The 20,678-nt window shown below is 71.0% G+C and carries 20 protein-coding genes and 1 pseudogene; 20 read left to right on the forward strand and 1 reads right to left on the reverse strand.

Annotated elements, in window-relative coordinates; genetic code table 11:
- Positions 1 to 97 precede the first annotated feature (97 nt).
- The 12 genes from rplS to OG599_RS25230 all read left to right on the forward strand — a co-directional run bounded on the left by rplS (position 98) and on the right by OG599_RS25230 (position 10,517).
- Entirely contained in the window at positions 98 to 448 is a 351-nt protein-coding gene (rplS, locus tag OG599_RS25175) for a 50S ribosomal protein L19 (RefSeq protein ID WP_266709644.1), read from the forward strand.
- Positions 449 to 493: 45 nt separating this feature from the next.
- Complete coding sequence (gene lepB / locus OG599_RS25180; protein WP_442809536.1) at positions 494 to 1,372, forward strand: signal peptidase I; 879 nt, start codon at positions 494 to 496, stop codon at positions 1,370 to 1,372.
- On the forward strand, positions 1,365 to 2,525 hold the full coding sequence (gene lepB, locus OG599_RS25185) for a signal peptidase I (protein ID WP_327178234.1): 1,161 nt from the start codon (positions 1,365 to 1,367) through the stop codon (positions 2,523 to 2,525). The genes lepB (OG599_RS25180) and lepB (OG599_RS25185) overlap by 8 nt, the downstream gene beginning before the upstream one ends.
- Positions 2,428 to 3,315, forward strand: a complete 888-nt coding sequence (lepB, locus tag OG599_RS25190; protein WP_327180179.1) for a signal peptidase I — start codon at positions 2,428 to 2,430, stop codon at positions 3,313 to 3,315. The genes lepB (OG599_RS25185) and lepB (OG599_RS25190) overlap by 98 nt, the downstream gene beginning before the upstream one ends.
- A 49-nt stretch (positions 3,316 to 3,364) precedes the next feature.
- The gene (lepB, locus tag OG599_RS25195; RefSeq protein WP_327178235.1) at positions 3,365 to 4,219 is read left to right on the forward strand and encodes a signal peptidase I; all 855 of its coding nucleotides are present in this window, start codon (positions 3,365 to 3,367) and stop codon (positions 4,217 to 4,219) included.
- Complete coding sequence (locus OG599_RS25200) at positions 4,209 to 4,697, forward strand: NUDIX hydrolase (protein WP_327178237.1); 489 nt, start codon at positions 4,209 to 4,211, stop codon at positions 4,695 to 4,697. The genes lepB (OG599_RS25195) and OG599_RS25200 overlap by 11 nt, the downstream gene beginning before the upstream one ends.
- Before the next feature lie 64 nt (positions 4,698 to 4,761).
- Positions 4,762 to 5,070 carry a DUF2469 domain-containing protein gene (locus tag OG599_RS25205; protein WP_043444228.1) on the forward strand — a complete coding sequence of 103 codons (309 nt, stop codon included), beginning with the start codon at positions 4,762 to 4,764 and terminating at the stop codon, positions 5,068 to 5,070.
- A 351-nt stretch (positions 5,071 to 5,421) separates the two neighbouring features.
- Positions 5,422 to 5,784 carry a YraN family protein gene (locus OG599_RS25210; RefSeq protein WP_327178238.1) on the forward strand — a complete coding sequence of 121 codons (363 nt, stop codon included), beginning with the start codon at positions 5,422 to 5,424 and terminating at the stop codon, positions 5,782 to 5,784.
- 1 nt (position 5,785) lies between these two features.
- Positions 5,786 to 7,408, forward strand: a complete 1,623-nt coding sequence (locus tag OG599_RS25215; RefSeq protein ID WP_327178239.1) for a YifB family Mg chelatase-like AAA ATPase — start codon at positions 5,786 to 5,788, stop codon at positions 7,406 to 7,408.
- Between the two features lie 233 nt (positions 7,409 to 7,641).
- The gene (gene dprA / locus OG599_RS25220; RefSeq protein WP_442809711.1) at positions 7,642 to 8,754 is read left to right on the forward strand and encodes a DNA-processing protein DprA; all 1,113 of its coding nucleotides are present in this window, start codon (positions 7,642 to 7,644) and stop codon (positions 8,752 to 8,754) included.
- A gap of 250 nt (positions 8,755 to 9,004) precedes the next feature.
- Positions 9,005 to 9,841 carry an RNA polymerase sigma factor WhiG gene (gene whiG / locus OG599_RS25225; protein ID WP_327178240.1) on the forward strand — a complete coding sequence of 279 codons (837 nt, stop codon included), beginning with the start codon at positions 9,005 to 9,007 and terminating at the stop codon, positions 9,839 to 9,841.
- 118 nt (positions 9,842 to 9,959) lie between these two features.
- On the forward strand, positions 9,960 to 10,517 hold the full coding sequence (locus tag OG599_RS25230; RefSeq protein WP_327180181.1) for a TetR/AcrR family transcriptional regulator: 558 nt from the start codon (positions 9,960 to 9,962) through the stop codon (positions 10,515 to 10,517).
- A gap of 153 nt (positions 10,518 to 10,670) precedes the next feature.
- Here the strand turns inward: OG599_RS25230 and OG599_RS25235 are convergent.
- A pseudogene (locus tag OG599_RS25235) lies at positions 10,671 to 11,303 on the reverse strand (peptidoglycan DD-metalloendopeptidase family protein); the annotation flags it as partial.
- A 276-nt stretch (positions 11,304 to 11,579) separates the two neighbouring features.
- On the opposite strand from OG599_RS25235, the gene rpsB reads away from it, so the two are divergent.
- The 8 genes from rpsB to OG599_RS25275 all read left to right on the forward strand — a co-directional run bounded on the left by rpsB (position 11,580) and on the right by OG599_RS25275 (position 20,676).
- On the forward strand, positions 11,580 to 12,500 hold the full coding sequence (gene rpsB / locus OG599_RS25240; RefSeq protein WP_327178241.1) for a 30S ribosomal protein S2: 921 nt from the start codon (positions 11,580 to 11,582) through the stop codon (positions 12,498 to 12,500).
- A 102-nt stretch (positions 12,501 to 12,602) separates the two neighbouring features.
- Positions 12,603 to 13,439, forward strand: a complete 837-nt coding sequence (gene tsf / locus OG599_RS25245; RefSeq protein WP_327178242.1) for a translation elongation factor Ts — start codon at positions 12,603 to 12,605, stop codon at positions 13,437 to 13,439.
- Between the two features lie 160 nt (positions 13,440 to 13,599).
- A complete protein-coding gene (gene pyrH, locus OG599_RS25250; protein WP_327178243.1) occupies positions 13,600 to 14,373 on the forward strand; it encodes a UMP kinase in 774 nt (257 codons plus the stop codon).
- 120 nt (positions 14,374 to 14,493) lie between these two features.
- A complete protein-coding gene (gene frr / locus OG599_RS25255) occupies positions 14,494 to 15,051 on the forward strand; it encodes a ribosome recycling factor (RefSeq protein WP_327178244.1) in 558 nt (185 codons plus the stop codon).
- Positions 15,051 to 16,157, forward strand: coding sequence for a phosphatidate cytidylyltransferase (locus tag OG599_RS25260; RefSeq protein ID WP_327178245.1), 1,107 nt, complete (start codon positions 15,051 to 15,053; stop codon positions 16,155 to 16,157). Before frr ends, OG599_RS25260 begins: the two co-directional genes overlap by 1 nt.
- A 158-nt stretch (positions 16,158 to 16,315) precedes the next feature.
- Positions 16,316 to 17,422 (forward strand): 23S rRNA (adenine(2503)-C(2))-methyltransferase RlmN, encoded by a 1,107-nt coding sequence (gene rlmN / locus OG599_RS25265; protein ID WP_327178246.1) that lies wholly within the window; start codon positions 16,316 to 16,318, stop codon positions 17,420 to 17,422.
- A gap of 291 nt (positions 17,423 to 17,713) precedes the next feature.
- Positions 17,714 to 18,808, forward strand: coding sequence for a thiamine ABC transporter substrate-binding protein (locus OG599_RS25270; protein ID WP_327178247.1), 1,095 nt, complete (start codon positions 17,714 to 17,716; stop codon positions 18,806 to 18,808).
- Between the two features lie 254 nt (positions 18,809 to 19,062).
- Positions 19,063 to 20,676 carry an ABC transporter permease gene (locus tag OG599_RS25275; RefSeq protein ID WP_327180182.1) on the forward strand — a complete coding sequence of 538 codons (1,614 nt, stop codon included), beginning with the start codon at positions 19,063 to 19,065 and terminating at the stop codon, positions 20,674 to 20,676.
- Positions 20,677 to 20,678: the final 2 nt, after the last annotated feature.

The following is a 20,678-nucleotide window of genomic DNA, read 5'->3' on the forward strand; positions in this document are numbered from 1 at the left end:
ACAGGGGGAACGACGTCCGCCCGGCGTGATCAGCACTTCGATCTTCCAGACGATCTCCCGTCGATGACCTGTGGCATCGGCGAAGAAAGCAGACACAATGGCTTCCCTGCTCGATGGCGTCAACGCCGCCTCCCTGCGTTCGGACCTCCCGGCGTTCCGCGCCGGTGACACCGTCAACGTCCACGTGCGCGTGATCGAGGGCAACCGCTCCCGTATCCAGCAGTTCAAGGGCATCGTCATCCGCCGCCAGGGCGCGGGCGTCAGCGAGACCTTCACGGTCCGCAAGGTCTCCTTCAGCGTCGGCGTCGAGCGCACCTTCCCGGTGCACAGCCCGATCTTCGAGAAGATCGAGCTCGTCACCCGCGGTGACGTCCGTCGCGCCAAGCTGTACTTCCTCCGTGAGCTGCGCGGCAAGGCCGCGAAGATCAAGGAGAAGCGCGACCGCTGAGCTGACACCGACGTCCACAGCGCGGCCGGATAGGCTTCGGCCGCGATGGACACGGAAGAACAGCACACGAAGCGCGATCGCCCCGCCGGACCTGCGAAAGGTCCGGGGGCGCGGTCGCGCTTTTCGCGTTCCGGGGCCCCCGGGCCTTCCGGTGGTACGTCCCCCGATCCCGACGGGCCCCCCGGCGAGTCCGGCGAGTCCGGTGAGGCAGACGAGTCCGGGTGTCCGGGACAGGACGGCGGGCGGGCCGGGCGCGGGCCCGCGCTGCGGCGGGCGGCCCTGCTCTGTGCCGCCCTGCCGGTAGCCGTGCTCCTCCTCAGCGCGTTCGTCGTGCAGCCCTTCCTCATCCCGAGCGGCTCGATGGAGTCCACGCTGCGGGTCGGTGACCGGGTGCTCGTGAACAAGCTGGCGTACCGTTTCGGCTCCGTGCCGGAGAGGGGTGACGTGGTGGTCTTCGACGGCACCGGCTCCTTCCTTTCGGACACCGCCGGAGGAAACCCCGTCACCGGGCTGCTGCGGGGAGCCGCCGCGGTCCTGGGGCTCGCCGACCCCCCGGACACCGACTTCGTGAAACGCGTCGTCGGGGTGGGCGGCGACCACGTGGTCTGCTGCGACCGGAAGGGCCGCCTGGAGGTGAACGGCACCCCCCTGGACGAGGAGTACCTGCACGCGGGGGACGCCCCCTCCCGGGTGCCGTTCGACATCGTCGTCCCCGACGGCACCCTGTGGATGATGGGCGACCACCGGGACCGGTCCAGCGACTCGCGCAGCCACCTCGGGGAGCCCGGGGGCGGCATGGTGCCCGTGGACGAGGTGATCGGACGGGTGGACCGGATCGGCTGGCCCTGGAGCCGGGCGGGAGCCCTGGCCGGTTCGGGTGGCGCGTTCGACGGCGTACCGGAGCCGGGCGGCCAGCATGGGTAGCCGCGGCCGCGGGGGCAGCTCCGCTCCCGGAGAGGGATCCTCGTACGACGCCGCTCCCGATGAGTCTTCGTACGGTGCCGCTCCCGGAGAGGGGTCCTCTTACGACACCGGGGAGGCGGACCGGTCCGCCTCCCCGGCCGGGACCGGGCGCGCGCGTTCGGCGCCGACGCGGGCCGAGCGCCGGAGGCTGGCGCGCCGGGTCGCGCGGCGGCGGCGCAGGTCCAAGGTGACCGAGATCCCCCTCCTGCTCGTGTTCGCGCTGCTCATAGCCCTGTTCCTCAAGACCTTCGTGGTCCAGGCCTTCGTGATCCCCTCCGGTTCGATGGAACAGACCATCCAGATCGGCGACCGGGTTCTGGTCGACAAGATGACGCCGTGGTTCAACGCCGAGCCGCAGCGGGGCGACGTGGTGGTCTTCAAGGACCCCGGCGGCTGGCTGGGGGAGAGCGAGACGGTGAGCACAGGGCCGTCGCCGGTCGGGATCCGGCAGGCGAAGGAGTTCCTCACCTTCATCGGACTGCTGCCCTCCGCCGACGAACAGGACCTGATCAAGCGGGTGGTCGCGGTCGGCGGGGACACCGTGAAGTGCTGCGGGAAGGACGGCCGGCTCACCGTCAACGGCGTGGCCGTCGACGAGCCCTACCTGAACCTTGGGGATGTGCCATCGGCCATCCAATTCGAGGTAAAGGTTCCCGAGGGCCGGATCTTCGTGATGGGCGACCACCGCTCCAATTCCGCCGACTCCCGCTACCACCTCGGCAACGGCTTCCACGGCACTGTGCCGCTCTCGGACGTCGTGGGGCGCGCCGTGGTCATCGCCTGGCCGGTGGGGAACTGGGCCACGCTGGGACAGCGCGACGCGTTCGCGGGTGTGCCGGACGAGGCGTCGGGAGCGTCGGCCGCGCCCGGTCTCTCGCATAGTGTGTCCCACCAGGATCCCTACGGAATGATCCCGCTCCCGACCCCTGCGGAACTCCCGCTCGTTATGGGAGTGATGGGCCTGCGTCGCATCCGGCGCGGGCGGTGGCACGGATTGAGGAGTGGATGTGGGGGATTTGGCGGTCGGCGCACGATCCGGACACGACGAACCCGAGGACCGGCCCGGACGGACCGGGGACCCCTCGGAGGCGGCGGCGGACCGGACGGGGGATGACGACGCCCCGGACGGCGCCGCCTCGGGCCCCAAACAGCGTTCCTTCTGGAAGGAGCTGCCGCTCCTCATCGGGATCGCGCTCGTTCTGGCTCTGCTGATCAAGACCTTCCTGGTCCAGGCGTTCTCGATTCCCTCGGACTCCATGCAGGACACGCTCCAGCGCGGCGACCGGGTGCTGGTGGACAAGCTGACCCCGTGGTTCGGCTCCGAGCCGGAGCGCGGCGAGGTCGTCGTCTTCCACGACCCCGGCGGCTGGCTGGAAGGCACCACCACGCCCGACCCGAACATCGCGCAGAAGTTCCTCAGCTTCATCGGGCTCATGCCCTCCGCCGAGGAGAAGGACCTGATCAAGCGGGTCATCGCGGTGGGCGGCGACACCGTGGAGTGCAAGCTGAACGGCCCCGTCACGGTCAACGGGAAGGCGCTGGACGAGAAGTCGTTCATCTACCCCGGCAACACCCCCTGCGACGACAAGCCGTTCGGCCCGATCAAGGTTCCGAAGGGCCGGATCTGGGTCATGGGAGACCACCGCCAGAACTCCCTGGACTCCCGCTACCACCAGAGCCTCCCGGGCCAGGGCACCGTCTCCGTGGACGACGTCGTGGGCCGTGCCGTACTCGTGGCCTGGCCCGTCAACCGCTGGGCGACCCTGCCCGTGCCCAGCACCTTCGACCAGTCCGGCCTGAACGCCGCGGCGGCGGCCGCTCCGGCCGCACTCGGTGTGGCGGGAGCACTGCCCCTGGTCTTCTGGCGTCGCAGGAGGCTGACCCGGGAGCGTACCGACGGGTAGTGTGCCGACTCGGATCAGCGATTGTCGATCTCCGATGGGGGACGCTGGGATGAGTGGTGCAGGACGTACGGGAGACGGCCGCGGCCGGCTCGGCAACCTGTTGTCGGGCCTGGTCGTGGCCGTCGGCTGTGTGCTCTTCCTCGGCGGGTTCGCCTGGGCCGCGCTGGTGTACCGGCCGTACACCGTGCCGACCGGGTCGATGTCCCCGACCGTGGAGACCGGGTCCAAGGTGCTCGCGCAGCGGATCACGGGCGACGAGGTGCGGCGCGGCGACGTCGTGGTCTTCACCGACAAGGCGTGGAGCGGCTCCCCGATGGTCAAGCGGGTCATCGGGATCGGCGGCGACACCGTGGTCTGCTGCGACGCGAAGGGCCGGCTCACCGTCAACGACGAGCCGATCGCGGAACCGTATCTGCGGACACCGGCGGGTGCCTCCGACAGCCTCGGCGGCCCCGGGGCCTCCGGTGACTCCAGCGGTTCCGGACCGGCCGACGCCTCCGGTTCCTCCGGCGCGGGGGAAGGGTCCGGTGCCGCCGGACAGGCCCCCGCCTCGACGGAGTTCAGCGCGAAGGTCCCCGAGGGGGAGCTCTTCCTGCTCGGCGACGACCGCGCGATCTCCCTGGACTCCCGCGTCCATCTGACGGAGGAGGGGCAGGGCTCGGTGCCGCGCTCCGCGGTCGAGGCACGGGTCGACGCGGTGGCCTGGCCGTCCGGGCACATGCTCGACCGGCCGGAGGGGTTCGCCGGACTTCCCGGCGGTATCTCGTCCCAGGGGCCGTTGCCGCTTCAGCTCGGTGCCGTGGTGGTGGGTGTGGTGCTGATCCTGGCCGGCTGCGCCTACGGGCCGGTCGCGGCGTGGACGCGGCGCGGGAAGTCCGCGAAGGCGGTGGCGGGTGCCCGCTGAGATCCGGACGGTCGCGCGGGTCGTACTCCTCGACCCGCAGGACCGGATTCTGCTGATGCACGGCTTCGAGCCCGAAGACCCCGGCACCACCTGGTGGTTCACGCCCGGCGGCGGGCTGGAGGGTGACGAGAGCCACGAAGAGGCCGCCCGCCGCGAGCTCGTCGAGGAGACCGGCATCACGGATGTCGAACTCGGCCCGGTGCTCTGGAAGCGGAGATGTTCCTTCCCGTTCGACGGGCGCCGCTGGGAACAGGACGAGTGGTACTTTCTCGCGCGAACGGAACGGACCGCCACCGACCTCGGGGGCCTGACCGACCTGGAGCGTCGCAGTATCACGGGTCTCAGGTGGTGGACTTCCGCCGAACTGCGCGCGACCCGTGAGACGGTGTACCCGACCAAGCTCGCCGAGCTGCTGCGCAGGCTGCTCGACGAGGGTTCTCCGAGTGTTCCGCTGATTCTCGCCCCCGAAATCGCCTGAACGTCCGGGAGCGTCACCGGCTGCAGCACAATGGGGGAACGCACGGCTGAAGGGGACGCATGCCATGAGCGCCGAGGACCTCGAAAAGTACGAGACCGAGATGGAGCTGAAGCTCTACCGGGAGTACCGCGACGTCGTCGGTCTGTTCAAATTCGTGATCGAGACCGAACGTCGCTTCTACCTCACCAACGACTACGAGATGCAGGTGCACTCGGTCCAGGGGGAAGTGTTCTTCGAGGTGTCCATGGCGGATGCCTGGGTCTGGGACATGTACCGGCCGGCGAGATTCGTCAAGCAGGTGCGTGTGCTGACCTTCAAGGACGTGAACATCGAGGAGCTCAACAAGAGCGACCTCGAACTCCCGGGCGGCTGACGGACCGCCTCGCGAGGGCGGGAACCTTTCCGCGGGGTGGGTGGAGCGGGCCACGGGGCGTGCGACGCCGGACGCGGGGTGCGTGAAGCGATCCACGAGGTGTGTGAACGCCGGACGCGGGTGCGTGCGTCGGCACGGGGTGTGCGAAGCGATCCACGCGGTGCGCGACGCCGGACGCGGGCGCGTGCGAGGCCGGGCTCGGGCGCGTGACGGATCGTTTCCCCAGCCCGTCAATCCGGGCGACCCGGTCATCCTCAAGGGTGGCCGGGTTTTCCACATCCGGGAAGTTGTCCACCAAGATCCACAAGGATCGGCCGCTCCGCGCAGAGTCGGTGCCGGAGGTGGTGCCGGATGAAGAACGCACGAGGGGCACTCGGGCGGTACGGCGAGGAGTTGGCGGCGCGGCTGCTGACCGACGCGGGAATGGCCGTGGTGGCGCGCAATTGGCGCTGCCGGGCCGGAGAGATCGACATCGTCGCGAGAGACGGGGACGCACTCGTCGTCTGCGAGGTGAAGACCCGCAGATCGACGGCGTACCAGCACCCGATGGCGGCCGTCACCCCGGCCAAGGCGGACCGGCTGAGGCGGCTCGCCGAGCTGTGGCTCGACGCGCACGGCGGGCCGCCGAGCGGCGGTGTCCGCATCGACCTCGTCGGGGTCATCGTGCCCCGGCGCGGCGGCCCGGTCGCCGAGCACGCCCGGGGGGTGGCCTGAGATGGGCTTCGCGCGAGCCTGTTCCGTCGCCCTGGTTGGCGTGGAGGGCGTGGTGGTGGAGGTCCAGGCGGACCTGGAACCGGGAGTGGCGGCCTTCACCTTGGTCGGACTGCCGGACAAGAGCCTGGTCGAGAGCAAGGACCGGGTCAGGGCGGCTATGGTCAACTCCGGTGCCGAGTGGCCGCAGAAGAAGCTCACGGTCGGCCTCTCCCCGGCCTCCGTACCGAAATCCGGATCGGGGTTCGACCTCGCCGTCGCGTGCGCCGTGCTCGGCGCCGCCGAGCGGATCGATCCGTCGGCGATCGCCGACGTCGTCATGATCGGCGAGCTGGGCCTGGACGGACGGGTGCGCCCCGTGCGCGGGGTGCTGCCCGCCGTCCTCGCCGCCGCCGAAGCGGGGTACGACCACGTCGTCGTCCCCGAGCAGACCGCCGGGGAGGCGGCGCTGGTCCCGGGCGTCTCGGTCCTGGGCGTACGGAGCCTGCGCCAGCTGATCGCGATCCTGAGCGACGAACCCGTCCCCGACGAACCGGCGGACCAGGAGAGCCGCCCCGACGCCCTGCTCGCCGGGCTGATGGTGCCCGGCTCCGGGTTCGGCGCGGGGCTCTCCCCGGCCGGAGGCCAGGGTGGTGCGTACCGCAAGGACCTGCGCGACGTCGCCGGGCAGAGCAGAGCGCGCAGGGCCCTGGAGATCGCCGCCGCGGGCGGACACCATCTGCTGCTCTCCGGCCCGCCGGGCGCGGGCAAGACGATGCTGGCCGAGCGGCTGCCGGGCATCCTGCCACCACTGACCCGGCGGGAGGCCCTGGAGGTGACGGCGGTGCACTCGGTCGCCGGTATCCTCCCGCCCGGCGAGCCGCTGGTGAGTGCCGCGCCGTACTGCGCCCCGCACCATTCGGCCACCATGCAGTCGCTCATCGGCGGCGGCAACGGACTGCCGAGACCCGGCGCCGTCTCCCTGGCACATCGCGGGGTCCTGTTCATGGACGAGGCCCCCGAGTTCTCGGCCAAGGCCCTGGACGCCCTGCGCCAGCCGCTGGAGTCCGGACACGTCGTCGTGGCCCGGGCGGCGGGCGTGGTCAGACTTCCGGCGCGCTTCCTGATGGCGCTGGCGGCCAACCCGTGCCCCTGCGGCCGGCACAGCCTGGGCGGGGCCGGATGCGAGTGCCCGCCCGCGGTGGTCCGCCGCTACCAGGCCCGGTTGTCCGGTCCGCTGCTGGACCGGGTGGACCTGCGCGTCGAGGTGGAGCCGGTCACCCGCGCGGACCTGGTGGAAGGCGGCGGCCGGGGCGAGTCGACCGAGGTCGTGGCCGCCCGTGTGCGCCAGGCTCGTGCGCGCGCCGTCGCGCGGCTGGCCGGCACCCCGTGGACCACCAACAGCGAGGTGCCGGGCCACGAGCTGCGGACCCGGTTGCTCGCCGCCCCCGGGGCGCTGACGGCCGCCGAACGGGACATGGAGCGGGGCGCTCTGACGGCACGCGGGCTGGACCGGGTGCTGCGGGTGGCCTGGACCGTCGCGGACCTGCGGGGCGTGGACCGCCCGGACGCCTCGGACGTGGCCGTCGCCCTGGAGTTGCGCACCGGCGTCCAGCGCGGCGTGCCGATGAAGACGAGGGCGTCGTGACCGGGGCGCGGTGGGAGACCCGGCCGCAGGACCCGCAGGACCCGCAGGACCCGGAGGACCCGCAGGACGCGGAGGACGCGGAGGAGACGGGGAAGGCGGGGGAGACGGAGGACCAGGGGGAGGAGGGGAAAGGCGGCGCCACCGCACGGACCCCCGGGCCCCCGGAACACCCGAAACCCCCGGGGGACTTCGGGCCGGAGACCGAACGGCTGGCACGGGTCGCGCTCACCAGGATCGTCGAACCCGGGGACGAGCGGGCGGGCCGGTGGCTGCGCGCGCACGGGCCCGTCGAGGTACTGCGACGCCTGACCGCGTACGACGGGTCGCCCCAGACGCTGCCCGGGATGACGGCGGCCCGGCTCGCCGGTTACCGCATGCGGGCCGCCGCGGCGGAGCCGGAGCGGGACTTGGAGGCCATGGCCCGGGCGGGAGGGCGGTTCGTCGTCCCGGGCGACCCGGAATGGCCCGGGCAACTGGACGACCTCGGCGACGCCCGCCCGGTGGGACTCTGGATCCGGGGTGGCCCGGACCTGCGGCTCTGGGCGCTGCGTTCGGTCGCGGTGGTCGGCGCGCGGGCCTGTACCCCGTACGGCGCCCACATGGCGGCGACGCTCGGCGCGGGGCTCGCGGAGCGGGGCTGGGTGGTGGTCTCGGGAGCCGCCTTCGGCGTGGACGGCGCGGCGCACCGGGGAGCGCTTGCCGCCCAAGGCGCGACGGTCGCGGTCCTGGCGTGCGGGGTGGACGTCCCCTACCCGCGCGGCCACGCGGAGCTGATCGGCCGGATCGCGCGGGAGGGCCTGCTGGTGGGGGAGCTGCCACCGGGCACCCACCCCACCCGCAGCAGGTTCGTCCTCCGCAACAGGGTGATCGCCGCGCTGACCAGGGGCACGGTCGTGGTCGAGGCCGAATACCGCAGCGGCTCCCTGGTGACCGCCCGGGGCGCCCAGCGGCTCGGCCGCTTCACCATGGGCGTACCGGGGCCGGCGACCAGCGGGCTGTCGGCCGGTGTCCACGAACTGCTGCGCGGCGAGGGGGTGCTGGTCACCGACGCGGCCGAAGTGGCCGAACTGGTCGGTGACATCGGCGACCTCGCCCCGCTCCGGCGCGGGCCCGTGCTCCCGCGGGACCTGCTCTGCCCGGTCGCCGCCGCGGTCCTGGAAGCGCTGCCCCGTGAAGGGACCGCGCGGGTGCGCGACGTCGCCCGGTCCGCCGGGACTTCGGCCGACGAGACGCTCGCGCGACTGTACGAACTGCACTCACTGGGGTTCGTCGAACGGGAAGGCGACACCTGGCGTCCGGCGTCCGGTCCGAGACCCAACGACGACGCCCGGCGAGGCGGTACTTGACCTGGAGCATTCGGGTGAAAAGGTAAGCGGGGTGACCTACGGAGTACGTGCGGCGCCACTCCCGGGGCCGATGCGTACGGTGTCGGCTCCGGTCATCCGGTACGCCCGGCCACGGGAGCGCGCGCTCCACCCGCGCGCTCCACCCGCCCCTGTACGACGCGCGCCGTGACGCCGCAGTCACGCTACGCTCACAGGTCTTCACTCCCCACAAGTCCCCAGTACTTCACGGCAGAACGGCTCAAGGCACCACATGCCCCAGCACACCTCCGGGTCTGACCGCGCGGCAGTACCACCCGCTGCGCGTGGCACTGTGCGGCCCTCCGCCCCCTCCTCCCTCGAAGAGTTGTGGCGTACCTACAAGTCCACGGGAGACGAACGGCTGCGGGAACAACTGATCCTGCACTACTCACCGCTCGTCAAGTACGTCGCGGGCCGGGTCAGCGTGGGGCTCCCGTCCAACGTCGAGCAGGCGGACTTCGTGTCCTCGGGCGTCTTCGGGCTGATCGACGCCATCGAGAAGTTCGACATCGAGCGGGCCATCAAGTTCGAGACGTACGCGATCACACGCATCCGGGGCGCGATGATCGACGAACTCAGGGCGCTGGACTGGATTCCGCGATCCGTGCGCCAGAAGGCGCGGAACGTCGAGCGCGCGTACGCCACGCTCGAAGCCCAGCTGCGGCGTACCCCGTCGGAGTCCGAGGTCGCCGCCGAGATGGGGATCGCGCTGGAAGAACTGCACGCTGTTTTCAGCCAGTTGTCGCTGGCGAACGTGGTGGCCCTGGAGGAGTTGCTGCACGTCGGCGGAGAAGGCGGCAACCGGCTCAGTCTGATGGACACGCTGGAGGACACGGCCGCCGACGACCCGGTGGAGGTCGCCGAGGGCCGCGAGCTCAGACGCCTGCTCGCCCGCGCCATCAACACGCTCCCGGACCGGGAGAAGACCGTGGTCACGCTCTACTACTACGAGGGCCTCACCCTCGCCGAGATCGGCAACGTCCTCGGAGTCACCGAGAGCCGGGTCAGCCAGATCCACACCAAGTCGGTCCTCCAGCTGCGCGCGAAACTGGCCGACGCCGGCCGCTGACCCACTCCCCGGCAGCCTCTCCGCTCGCCTCTCCTCCCGCCGGACGCCGAGGTCGGGCATTTCACGTGCACACCCCCCGCCGTACAGTGGAGCCGTGCCCAGGATTCGAGCGGCCTCCGTGGCCGAGCACCGGACCATGCAGCGCGGCGCCCTCCTGGACGCCGCGCGCTCCCTGCTTTCCGAGGGCGGGACGGAGGCGTTGACCTTCCCCGCGCTCGCCGAACGCACGGGTCTCGCCAGGTCTTCGGTGTACGAGTACTTCCGTTCCCGCGCCGCCGTCGTCGAGGAACTCTGCGCCGTCGACTTCCCCGTGTGGGCGGCCGAGGTCGAGAACGCCATGGCCCGGGCCACCACGCCCGAGGAGAAGATCGAGGCGTACGTCCGCAAGCAGCTCGAACTGGTCGGGGACCGGCGCCACCGCGCCGTGGTCGCCATCTCCGCCAGCGAGCTCGACGCGGGGGCCCGCGAGAAGATCAGGGCGGCGCACGGCGGGCTGATCACCATGATCGTCGAGGCCCTGGGCGACCTCGGGCACACCCAGCCCAGGCTCGCGGCGATGCTGCTCCAGGGCTCCGTCGACGCGGCGGTACGCCGGATCGAGCTGGTCGTGGCCGAGGAGCCGGGCGTGATCGCCGAGACCGCGGTCGCCATGATCCTGCGCGGCGTACGCGGCTGAGCCCGCCGGCCGGTCTTCGGGCAGGGGGACGCCCGACACCGGCAGCAGCCGCGACGGGCCCCGCCTCAGCAGGGCGGCCGGCAGCAGCGAGAGCGGGTCGACGTAGGCGTCCCCGCGCCGCACACCCCAGTGGAGGCACCCCCGCGCGCAGTGCGAAGGGCCCGGCTCCGTCACCGCGACCTGCCCGCCCGCCCGGACCTCGTCACCGACGTGTACCAGGGAGCGCACGGATTCGTACGTGGTGCGCAGCGGCGGTTCGCCGCTCTCCGCCAGCTCCACGGTGAGGACCCCACGCCCCGCCACCCGGCCCGCGAACGCGACGCGTCCGGCAGCGACCGCCAGGACCCGGGTGCCGGGCGGTGCGGCGAGGTCGACACCCCGGTGACCGGGCGCGTACGGACCGGCGGGCGGCTCCCAGCCCCGTACGACCACCGGCCGGCCCGCCAGGGGCCAGGTCCTGGAGCCGGAGCCGGTCCTGGAGTCGGTGTCGGTGCCGGTCGGGGCGGGCGCCCCGGCCGGCGGACCGCCCGGGGTGCGCGCCGACGCCCCGGCCGGAGCCTGGGCGCCGAGCATCAGAAGGCCGGGCACCAGAAGGCCGAGCACCAGGAGGCCGAGCACCAGGAATGAGGGAACGAGGCGGCCCGCCCCTGGCACCCGTGCCCGTACCCGATCCCGTGCCGGAGCTCGTACCGGCTCCGGCACCCGTGCCCGTGCCCCTGTCCGCACCCGTGCCCGTGCAGGCTTCCGTGTCCCTGGGGAGACCGTGGTCGTGTGTGTCCGCTGCATGCCCGAACCCTCCCCCCGGAGGCCCCCGGCCAGGGGATCTTGGACCGTGGCTGTGGAGTACTCGCCGGTTGTGGACAACGCCGTCACCCGGCACGCGAAGGGTCCCGTACACTTCTTGTGGCGACCCGGGTGACCGGGTCGACTTCGCACGCCCCGCCACCTCCCTCTCAGCGGACGGTGGCCGCGCCTCTCGGTCCTTCGTGGCACGGCGCGTGGGGCGTCAGGCGCGACAGCAATCCTGCGGTCGCGGAACCGAGTACCTCAAGGAGAACGGCCATGGCCGTCGTCACGATGCGGGAGCTGCTGGAAAGCGGCGTCCACTTCGGTCACCAGACCCGTCGCTGGAACCCGAAGATGAAGCGCTTCATCTTCACCGAGCGCAACGGCATCTACATCATCGACCTGCTCCAGTCGCTGTCGTACATCGACCGCGCCTACGAGTTCGTCAAGGAGACCGTCGCGCACGGCGGCTCCATCATGTTCGTGGGTACCAAGAAGCAGGCCCAGGAGGCCATCGCCGAGCAGGCGACGCGCGTCGGCATGCCGTACGTCAACCAGCGTTGGCTCGGTGGCATGCTCACCAACTTCTCCACCGTCTACAAGCGCCTTCAGCGTCTGAAGGAGCTCGAGCTCATCGACTTCGAGGACGTGGCCGCCTCCGGCCTCACCAAGAAGGAGCTCCTGGTCCTCTCGCGCGAGAAGGCCAAGCTGGAGAAGACCCTCGGTGGTATCCGCGAGATGCAGAAGGTGCCCAGCGCCGTCTGGATCGTCGACACCAAGAAGGAGCACATCGCCGTCGGTGAGGCGCGCAAGCTCCACATCCCGGTCGTCGCGATCCTCGACACCAACTGCGACCCCGACGAGGTCGACTACAAGATCCCGGGCAACGACGACGCGATCCGCTCCGTCACCCTGCTCACCCGCGTGATCGCCGACGCCGTCGCCGAGGGCCTCATCGCCCGTTCCGGTGCCGCCACCGGTGACTCGAAGCCGGGCGAGAAGGCCGCCGGCGAGCCCCTCGCCGAGTGGGAGCGCGACCTGCTCGAGGGCGACAAGAAGGACGACGCCGAGGTCCAGGCCTCCGCCGAGACCGAGAAGGCCGCCGACGCCGAGCCGGCCGAGGCCGCCGCGGAGACCGCCGAGGTCGCCGCCGAGACCGCCGAGGTCGAGGCTGCCGCCGAGACCGAGCAGGCCTGACACCTCCGTCACGGCTGACTGACGGCGGGGGCCGGTGCCATGCGCACCGCCCCCGCCGTTCACCCGTAGATCTTTCAGACTTCGAGAGAGAAACACAGACTCATGGCGAACTACACCGCCGCTGACGTCAAGAAGCTCCGCGAGCTCACCGGCGCCGGCATGATGGACTGCAAGAAGGCGCTCGACGAGGCCGACGGCAGTGTCGACAAGGCCGTCGAGGCGCTCCGTATCAAGGGCCAGAAGGGCGTCGCCAAGCGCGAGGGCCGCTCTGCCGAGAACGGCGCGGTCGTCTCGCTCATCTCCGACGACAAGACCTCCGGCGTTCTGCTCGAGCTGAAGTGCGAGACCGACTTCGTCGCCAAGGGCGAGAAGTTCCAGGCCGTCGCCAACACGCTCGCCGCGCACGTCGCCGCGACCTCCCCGGCCGACCTGGCCGCGCTGCTCGCCTCCGAGATCGAGGCCGGCAAGACCGTCCAGGCGTACGTGGACGAGGCCAACGCCAACCTCGGCGAGAAGATCGTCCTGGACCGCTTCGCGCAGTTCACCGGCGGTTACGTGGCCGCGTACATGCACCGCACCATGCCCGACCTCCCGCCGCAGGTCGGCGTGCTCGTCGAGCTGGACAAGCCGAACGCCGAGGTCGCCAAGGACGTCGCGCAGCACATCGCCGCCTTCGCCCCGAAGTACCTCAGCCGCGACGAGGTCCCGGCCGAGACGGTCGAGAACGAGCGTCGTGTCGCCGAGGCCACCTCGCGCGAGGAGGGCAAGCCCGAGGCCGCCCTCCCGAAGATCGTCGAGGGTCGCGTCAACGGCTTCTTCAAGGACGTCGTCGTCGTGGAGCAGTCCTTCGCCAAGGACTCCAAGAAGACGGTTCAGAAGGTTCTCGACGAGGCCGGTGTCTCCCTGAAGCGCTTCACGCGCATCAAGGTCGGCATCTGAGTCCCGTCCGCGAATGACGGTGGACCCGGATAGGGTCTGATGCAGTCGTCGGCCGCACACCTGCCGAGCGACCGCAGATCTGACGAGGAGGCCATTGCCGCAGAGGGACACCAGACCCACCGGCAATGGCCTTCTTCGTATGTGCACGAGGAGAATTTCCATGGACAAGGGCGCGGACGCCAAACAGGTTGACCACAAGCGCGACGAGAAGGTGTCGGGACGCTTCATGCTGAAGCTGTCCGGTGAAGCCTTCGCCGGTGGCGGCGGACTCGGAGTCGATCCCGACGTCGTGCACGCCATCGCCCGCGAGATCGCCGCAGTGGTGCGCGACGGTGCGGAGATCGCCGTCGTCATCGGCGGCGGCAACTTCTTCCGCGGCGCCGAGCTCCAGCAGCGCGGCATGGACCGGGCCCGGTCCGATTACATGGGCATGCTCGGCACCGTGATGAACTGCCTGGCACTCCAGGACTTCCTGGAGAAGGAGGGCATCGACTCGCGCGTACAGACCGCCATCACCATGGGCCAGGTCGCCGAGCCGTACATTCCCCTCCGTGCCGTGCGGCACCTGGAGAAGGGGCGCGTCGTGATCTTCGGCGCCGGCATGGGCATGCCGTACTTCTCCACCGACACCACCGCTGCCCAGCGGGCCCTGGAGATCGACGCCGAGGCGCTCCTGATGGGCAAGAACGGCGTCGACGGGGTCTACGACTCCGACCCGAAGACCAACCCCGGCGCGGTGAAGTTCGACGCGCTGGAGTACAGCGAGGTGCTCGCCCGCGATCTGAAGATCGCCGACGCCACCGCGATCACGCTCTGCCGCGACAACCGGCTCCCGATCCTGGTCTTCGAGCTGACCGCCGCGGGCAATATCGCCCGCGCCGTCAACGGTGAGAAGATCGGCACGCTCGTGAGTGACGAGAGCACCCGGGCCTGACGGCCCACGGATGGACAACGGCCTGCCGGTCGGACACCGTGCAGGTGAGGACGCGACGCAGGACCCGCAGGGCCCGGCGATGACGATGCCGGGCCCACTCAAGACACGCAGGAGCACGTGGTGATCGAAGAAATCCTCCTCGAAGCCGAGGAGAAGATGGAGAAGGCCGTTGTCGTGGCGAAAGAGGACTTCGCCGCGATCCGGACCGGCCGCGCGCACCCGGCGATGTTCAACAAGATCGTCGCCGACTACTACGGTGCGCTGACCCCGATCAACCAGCTGGCCTCCTTCTCGGTTCCCGAGCCGCGGATGGCCGTGGTGACGCCGTTCGACAAGACCGCGCTGCGCAACATCGAGCAGGCGATCCGCGACTCCGACCTGGGCGTCAACCCCAGCAACGACGGCAATATCATCCGGGTGGTCTTCCCCGAGCTCACCCAGGACCGCCGCAAGGAGTACATCAAGGTCGCCAAGACCAAGGCCGAGGACTCCAAGATCTCGATCCGCTCCATCCGCCGCAAGGCGAAGGAGGCGCTCGACAAGCTCGTCAAGGACAAGGAGTCCGGCGAGGACGAGGTGCGCCGTGCGGAGAAGGAGCTCGACGACACCACCGCGAAGTACGTCACGCAGGTGGACGAGCTGCTGAAGCACAAGGAAGCCGAGCTGCTCGAAGTCTGATGAACGACTCCTCCTGGGGCGCCCCGCAGGGAGCCGGCTACTGGGGCACGTCCGAGATCGGGGCCGCTCCGGCGGGTCCTGCCCACGATGCGCACGGCGCCCAGCAGACTCGGCCCATGCCCATCGTGCCGGACACTCCCGACGCAGGTAGAGACGACGCAGACGACCACGACGGCCGGGACGGGGACGCCACGCACATCAGTGGCCCCCTGTTCCGCGACGAGGTGCCGCAGGTGCCCGCGCCCGCCCCGCAGGCCCCCGCGCCCGCTACGCCCCCCGCACCGCAGAAGAAGCGGGCGGGGCGTGACCTGCGGGCCGCCATAGGGGTCGGCGTGGGTCTCGGCGCCGTCGTCATCGCCTCGCTGTTCGTCGTGAAGGCCGTCTTCGTCGGTGTCATCGCCGTCGCCGTCGTCGTCGGTCTCTGGGAACTCACCTCCCGGCTGGCCGAGCGGAAGTCGATCAAGGCCCCGCTCGTCCCGCTCGCGGTGGGCGGTGCCGCCATGGTCGTGGCCGGCTACGAGTGGGGGGCGGACGGCGCCTGGATCGCGATGGCGCTCACCTCGCTCGCCGTACTCGTCTGGCGGATGACCGAGAAGCCGGAGGGGTACCTGCGGGACGTCACCGCGGGTGTCTTCGCCGCGTTCTACGTACCGTTCCTGGCGACGTTCGTCGCGCTGATGCTGGCCGCGGACGACGGACCGTGGCGGGTGCTGACCTTCCTGATACTGACCGTGGTCAGCGACACCGGCGCGTACGCGGTCGGCTGGCGGTTCGGCAAGCACAAGCTCGCCCCGCGCATCAGCCCCGGCAAGACCCGCGAGGGTCTGTTCGGGGCCATCGCCTTCGCGATGGTGGGCGGCGCGCTGTGCATGCAGTTCCTGATCGACGACGGCTCCTGGTGGCAGGGTCTGCTGCTCGGACTCGCGGTCGCCGCCAGCGCCACCCTCGGCGACCTCGGCGAGTCCATGATCAAGCGCGATCTCGGCATCAAGGACATGGGCACGCTGCTGCCCGGTCACGGCGGGATCATGGACCGCCTCGACTCGCTGCTGCCGACCGCCCCGGTGGCCTGGCTGCTGCTGGTGCTGTTCGTCGGCAGCGGCTGACGCTTCAGGCGATACGTTCCGGCTGCGGTGCGCGCACCGTGCCCAGTCGGCCGGAACGCTTCGGCACACCCCGTTCCACCTGCGTCTTCACGCGCGAAGGGCCCGTTGTCCACAGGACGGCGGGCCCTTCGCGTCGCGTCTGCGACACTGGAAGAACCATGCCTAAGCCCGGAGAACTCACTTTCGTCGCGCCCCGCGGAGCCAAGAAGCCCCCGCGCCACCTCGCCGACCTCACGCCCGCCGAGCGCAAGGAAGCAGTCGCCGCGACCGGCGAGAAGCCGTTCCGCGCGCAGCAGCTCTCGCAGCACTACTTCGCGCGGTACGCGCACGATCCGTCGGAGTGGACGAACATCCCCGCCGGATCGCGGGACAAGCTCGCAGAAGCGCTGTTCCCGGACCTCATGTCCGTGGTCCGCCACATCAGCTGCGACGACGACACCACTCGCAAGACGCTCTGGAAGCTGCACGACGGGACGCTCGTCGAGTCCGTCCTCATGCGCTACCCCGAGCGCGTGACGATGTGCATCTCGTCACAGGCCGGCTGCGGGATGAACTGCCCGTTCTGCGCCACCGGACAGGCCGGCCTCGACCGGAACCTCTCCACCGCCGAGATCGTGCACCAGATCGTGGACGGTATGCGGGCGCTGCGCGACGGCGAGGTGCCGGGCGGGCCCGCGCGCCTCTCCAACATCGTCTTCATGGGGATGGGGGAGCCGCTGGCCAACTACAACCGCGTCGTCGGCGCCATCCGCCGGCTGACCGACCCGGAGCCGGACGGCCTGGGCCTCTCCCAGCGCGGCATCACCGTCTCCACCGTGGGCCTGGTCCCCGCCATGCTGCGCTTCGCCGACGAGGGCTTCAAGTGCCGTCTCGCCGTGTCGCTGCACGCCCCGGACGACGAGCTCCGCGACACCCTCGTGCCCGTGAACACCCGCTGGAAGGTCCGCGAGGTGCTCGACGCCGCGTGGGAGTACGCGGAGAAGTCCGGCCGCCGGATCTCCATCGAGTACGCCCTGATCCGCGACATCAACGACCAGGCGTGGCGGGGCGACCGGCTCGGCCGGCTGCTCAAGGGCAAGCGGGTACACGTCAACCTGATCCCGCTCAACCCGACGCCCGGCTCGAAGTGGACCGCCTCCCGCCCCGAGGACGAGAAGGCGTTCGTGGAGGCCATCGCCGCCCACGGGGTACCCGTCACGGTGCGTGACACCCGTGGTCAGGAGATCGATGGCGCCTGCGGGCAGCTGGCCGCCGCCGAGCGCTGAGCCGGGAGCCCCAGGTCAGGCCGCCGCTGTCGGCCTGACCTGGGCAAAACCCCCACACGGGGTCCGTGTAGCCTGGCCCCCGCATTCAACTTCATATTCCGACAGGGGAGCGCCACAGCGCTGAGAGTGCGGCACCGGTGAACGGATGGCCGCAGACCCTCTGAACCTCGCCCGGGTCATTCCGGGTAGGAAGTTCGGTCATTACTCAAGCTGTTGCGCCCTGCCCGCTTCCGGCACCCGCCGGAGCGCGCGGGGCCGCGTCTCTTCCTGGTCACCTCCAGGAGGAATCACATGCACACCACGACGAAGTACGCGGCGACGGCACTCGCCGCCGCACTCGGCGTCACCGCGCTCGCCGGCTGCGGAAGCTCCGACGACGACACGACCGGCTCGGGCGCCTCCAAGGGCTCCAAGACCGTCACCCTGGTCAGCCACGACTCCTTCACCGCCTCGGACGACGTGCTCAAGGCGTTCACCGAGGAGACCGGCTACACGGTCAAGGTCCTCAAGAGCGGCGACGCCGGAGCGGCCCTCAACCAGGAGATCCTCACGAAGGGATCCCCCCGCGGCGACGTCTTCTTCGGCGTCGACAACACGCTGCTCTCCCGCGCCCTCGACCAGGGCCTCTTCGCCCCGTACAAGGCGAAGGGACTGGACGCCGTCTCGGCCGACACCCAGCTCGACGCCAAGCACCGGGTCACCCCGATCGACACCGGCGACATCTGCGTCAACTACGACAAGAAGTACTTCGCCGACAAGAAGCTGGACCCGCCGCAGTCCTTCGCGGACCTGCTGAAGCCCGCGTACAAGAACCTCCTGGTCACCGAGAACGCCGCCACCTCCTCGCCCGGCCTCGGCTTCCTGCTCGGCACCATCGCCGACTCAGGCGAGAAGGGCTACCAGGACTACTGGAAGAAGCTGAAGGCCAACGGCGTCAAGGTCGTCGACGGCTGGGAGCAGGCGTACAACGAGGAGTTCTCGGGCTCCGCCGGCGGCAAGAAGGCGAACGCCGACCGCCCCCTCGTCGTCTCCTACGCCTCCAGCCCGCCGGCCGAGGTGTACTACGCCGACCCGCAGCCGACCGAGGCCCCCACCGGCGTCGCCACCGCGACCTGCTTCCGCCAGATCGAGTTCGCCGGTCTGCTGGACGGGGCGAAGAACGAGGCGGGCGGCAAGGCGCTGCTGGACTTCCTGATCAGCAAGAAGTTCCAGGAGGACATGCCGCTCCAGATGTTCGTCGACCCGGTCGTCAAGGACGCGAAGCTGCCGGAGGTCTACACCAAGTTCGGTGCCACCGTGGACAAGCCGTTCACCGTGGACCCGGCGAAGATCGCCGCCAACCGTGAGAGTTGGGTCCAGACCTGGACCTCGCTCGTCGTGAAGTGACGAAGGCATAGGGCCTGTCGTCCGGGTCAGGCCGGGCTCGCGTGCCCGGGCGCCGCACCTCGCGGCGGCGTCGTCGTCGGTCGCCGACGCTCCGCGTCGACTCCCTCCTCCGCCTTGCGACGCACGCCACCCGACCCCGCTCCCTGACCCGGCCTGACCCGAACGAAAGGCGCCTGGTGTCGAAGACCGCCGGATCCGCAGCGCGCCGCCGCACCACCGGCGGCGCGCGCTCCCTCGCGACGCGGCTCGGCCTGATGGCCGTGCCCGTCGCGTTCTTCGCGCTGTTCTTCGCGTACCCGGTCGCCGCGATCGTCGCCCGGGGCCTGAAGACCGAGGACGGCTGGCAGTTCGCGCGCTTCGGCGAGGTCCTCGGCCGGGCGGACCTCGGGGGCGTCCTCTGGTTCACCACCTGGCAGGCGTTCGCCTCCACCGCGCTGACCCTGCTGATCGCCCTCCCCGGCGCCTACGTCTTCGCCCGCCTCGAATTCCCCGGCAAACAACTGCTGCGCGCGATCGTCACCGTGCCGTTCGTGCTGCCGACCGTGGTCGTCGGCACGGCCTTCCTCGCCCTGCTCGGACGCGGCGGGCTGCTCGACGAGCTCTGGGGCGTACGCCTCGACACCACCGTCTGGGCCATCCTGCTGGCCCACGTCTTCTTCAACTACGCCGTGGTCGTAAGGACCGTCGGCGGGCTCTGGTCGCAGCTCGACCCGCGCCAGGAGGAGGCCGCCCGGGTGCTGGGCGCGGGACGGTTCGCCGCCTGGCGCCGCGTGACGCTGCCCGCCCTCGCCCCCGCCGTGGGCGCCGCCGCCCTGATGGTCTTCCTGTTCACGTTCACCTCGTTCGGTGTCGTACAGATCCTCGGCGGCCCCGCCTACTCCACGCTCGAAGTGGAGATCTACCGGCAGACCGCGCAGCTGCTCGACCTGCCCACCGCCGCGGTGCTGACCCTCGTCCAGTTCGTCGCCGTCGGCGCCATCCTGGCCGTGCACGCGCGTACGGTACGCCGCCGGGAGAGGGCCCTGCGCCTCGTCGACCCGGCACAGACCGCCCGCCGCCCGCGCGGCGCCGGCCAGTGGGCGCTCCTCGGCGGACTCCTGCTGACCGTGCTGGTGCTCATCCTGCTGCCCCTCGGGGTACTGGTGGAGCGGTCCTTCGACCAGCCCGGTGGGCACGGATTCGCCTACTACCGGGCCCTGGGATCGGCCGAGGCCAGCGGTTCCACCTTCCTGGTCGCCCCGCTGGAGGCGATCTGGAACTCCCTCCAGTACGCCCTCGCCGCGACCGGTATCTCCCTCGTCGTCGGAGGGCTCTCCGCCGCCGCGCTCACCCGCCGGGCGGGGCGGCTGGTCCGGGGCTTCGACGCGCTGCTCATGCTGCCGCTCGGCGTCTCCGCGGTCACCGTGGGCTTCGGCTTCCTGATCACCCTGGACGAACCGCCGCTCGACCTGCGCACCTCCTGGATCCTGGTGCCGCTCGCCCAGGCGCTGGTGGGCGTCCCCTTCGTCGTACGGACCATGCTGCCGGTCCTGCGCGCCGTGGACGCCCGGCTGCGGGAGGCGGCGGCCGTCCTCGGCGCCTCGCCGCTGCGGGCCTGGCGCGAGGTGGACCTGCCGCTGGTGCGCCGGGCGCTGCTCGTCGCGGCCGGCTTCGCCTTCGCCGTCTCGCTCGGCGAGTTCGGCGCCACCGTCTTCATCGCCCGTCCCGACCGCCCGACCCTGCCGGTCGCCGTCGCGCGCCTGCTGGGCCGTTCGGGGGAGCTCAACTACGGCCAGGCGATGGCCCTCAGCACGATCCTGATGCTGGTGTGCGCCGTCTCCCTGCTGCTCCTCGAACGCATCCGTACCGACCGATCCGGGGAGTTCTGACC

Source organism: Streptomyces sp. NBC_01335, assembly GCF_035953295.1.
Taxonomy (GTDB): domain Bacteria; phylum Actinomycetota; class Actinomycetes; order Streptomycetales; family Streptomycetaceae; genus Streptomyces.

Bases quoted from the DNA above. Each gene is read 5' to 3' on its own strand.
- rplS (WP_266709644.1), top strand. From the start codon at position 98: ATGGCTTCCCTGCTCGATGGCGTCAACGCCGCCTCCCTGCGTTCGGAC.
- lepB (WP_442809536.1), top strand. From the start codon at position 494: ATGGACACGGAAGAACAGCACACGAAGCGCGATCGCCCCGCCGGACCT.
- lepB (WP_327178234.1), top strand. From the start codon at position 1,365: ATGGGTAGCCGCGGCCGCGGGGGCAGCTCCGCTCCCGGAGAGGGATCC.
- lepB (WP_327178235.1), top strand. From the start codon at position 3,365: ATGAGTGGTGCAGGACGTACGGGAGACGGCCGCGGCCGGCTCGGCAAC.
- OG599_RS25205 (WP_043444228.1), top strand. From the start codon at position 4,762: ATGAGCGCCGAGGACCTCGAAAAGTACGAGACCGAGATGGAGCTGAAG.
- OG599_RS25210 (WP_327178238.1), top strand. From the start codon at position 5,422: ATGAAGAACGCACGAGGGGCACTCGGGCGGTACGGCGAGGAGTTGGCG.
- OG599_RS25215 (WP_327178239.1), top strand. From the start codon at position 5,786: ATGGGCTTCGCGCGAGCCTGTTCCGTCGCCCTGGTTGGCGTGGAGGGC.
- whiG (WP_327178240.1), top strand. From the start codon at position 9,005: ATGCCCCAGCACACCTCCGGGTCTGACCGCGCGGCAGTACCACCCGCT.
- rpsB (WP_327178241.1), top strand. From the start codon at position 11,580: ATGGCCGTCGTCACGATGCGGGAGCTGCTGGAAAGCGGCGTCCACTTC.
- tsf (WP_327178242.1), top strand. From the start codon at position 12,603: ATGGCGAACTACACCGCCGCTGACGTCAAGAAGCTCCGCGAGCTCACC.
- pyrH (WP_327178243.1), top strand. From the start codon at position 13,600: ATGGACAAGGGCGCGGACGCCAAACAGGTTGACCACAAGCGCGACGAG.
- OG599_RS25260 (WP_327178245.1), top strand. From the start codon at position 15,051: ATGAACGACTCCTCCTGGGGCGCCCCGCAGGGAGCCGGCTACTGGGGC.
- rlmN (WP_327178246.1), top strand. From the start codon at position 16,316: ATGCCTAAGCCCGGAGAACTCACTTTCGTCGCGCCCCGCGGAGCCAAG.
- OG599_RS25270 (WP_327178247.1), top strand. From the start codon at position 17,714: ATGCACACCACGACGAAGTACGCGGCGACGGCACTCGCCGCCGCACTC.
- OG599_RS25275 (WP_327180182.1), top strand. From the start codon at position 19,063: ATGGCCGTGCCCGTCGCGTTCTTCGCGCTGTTCTTCGCGTACCCGGTC.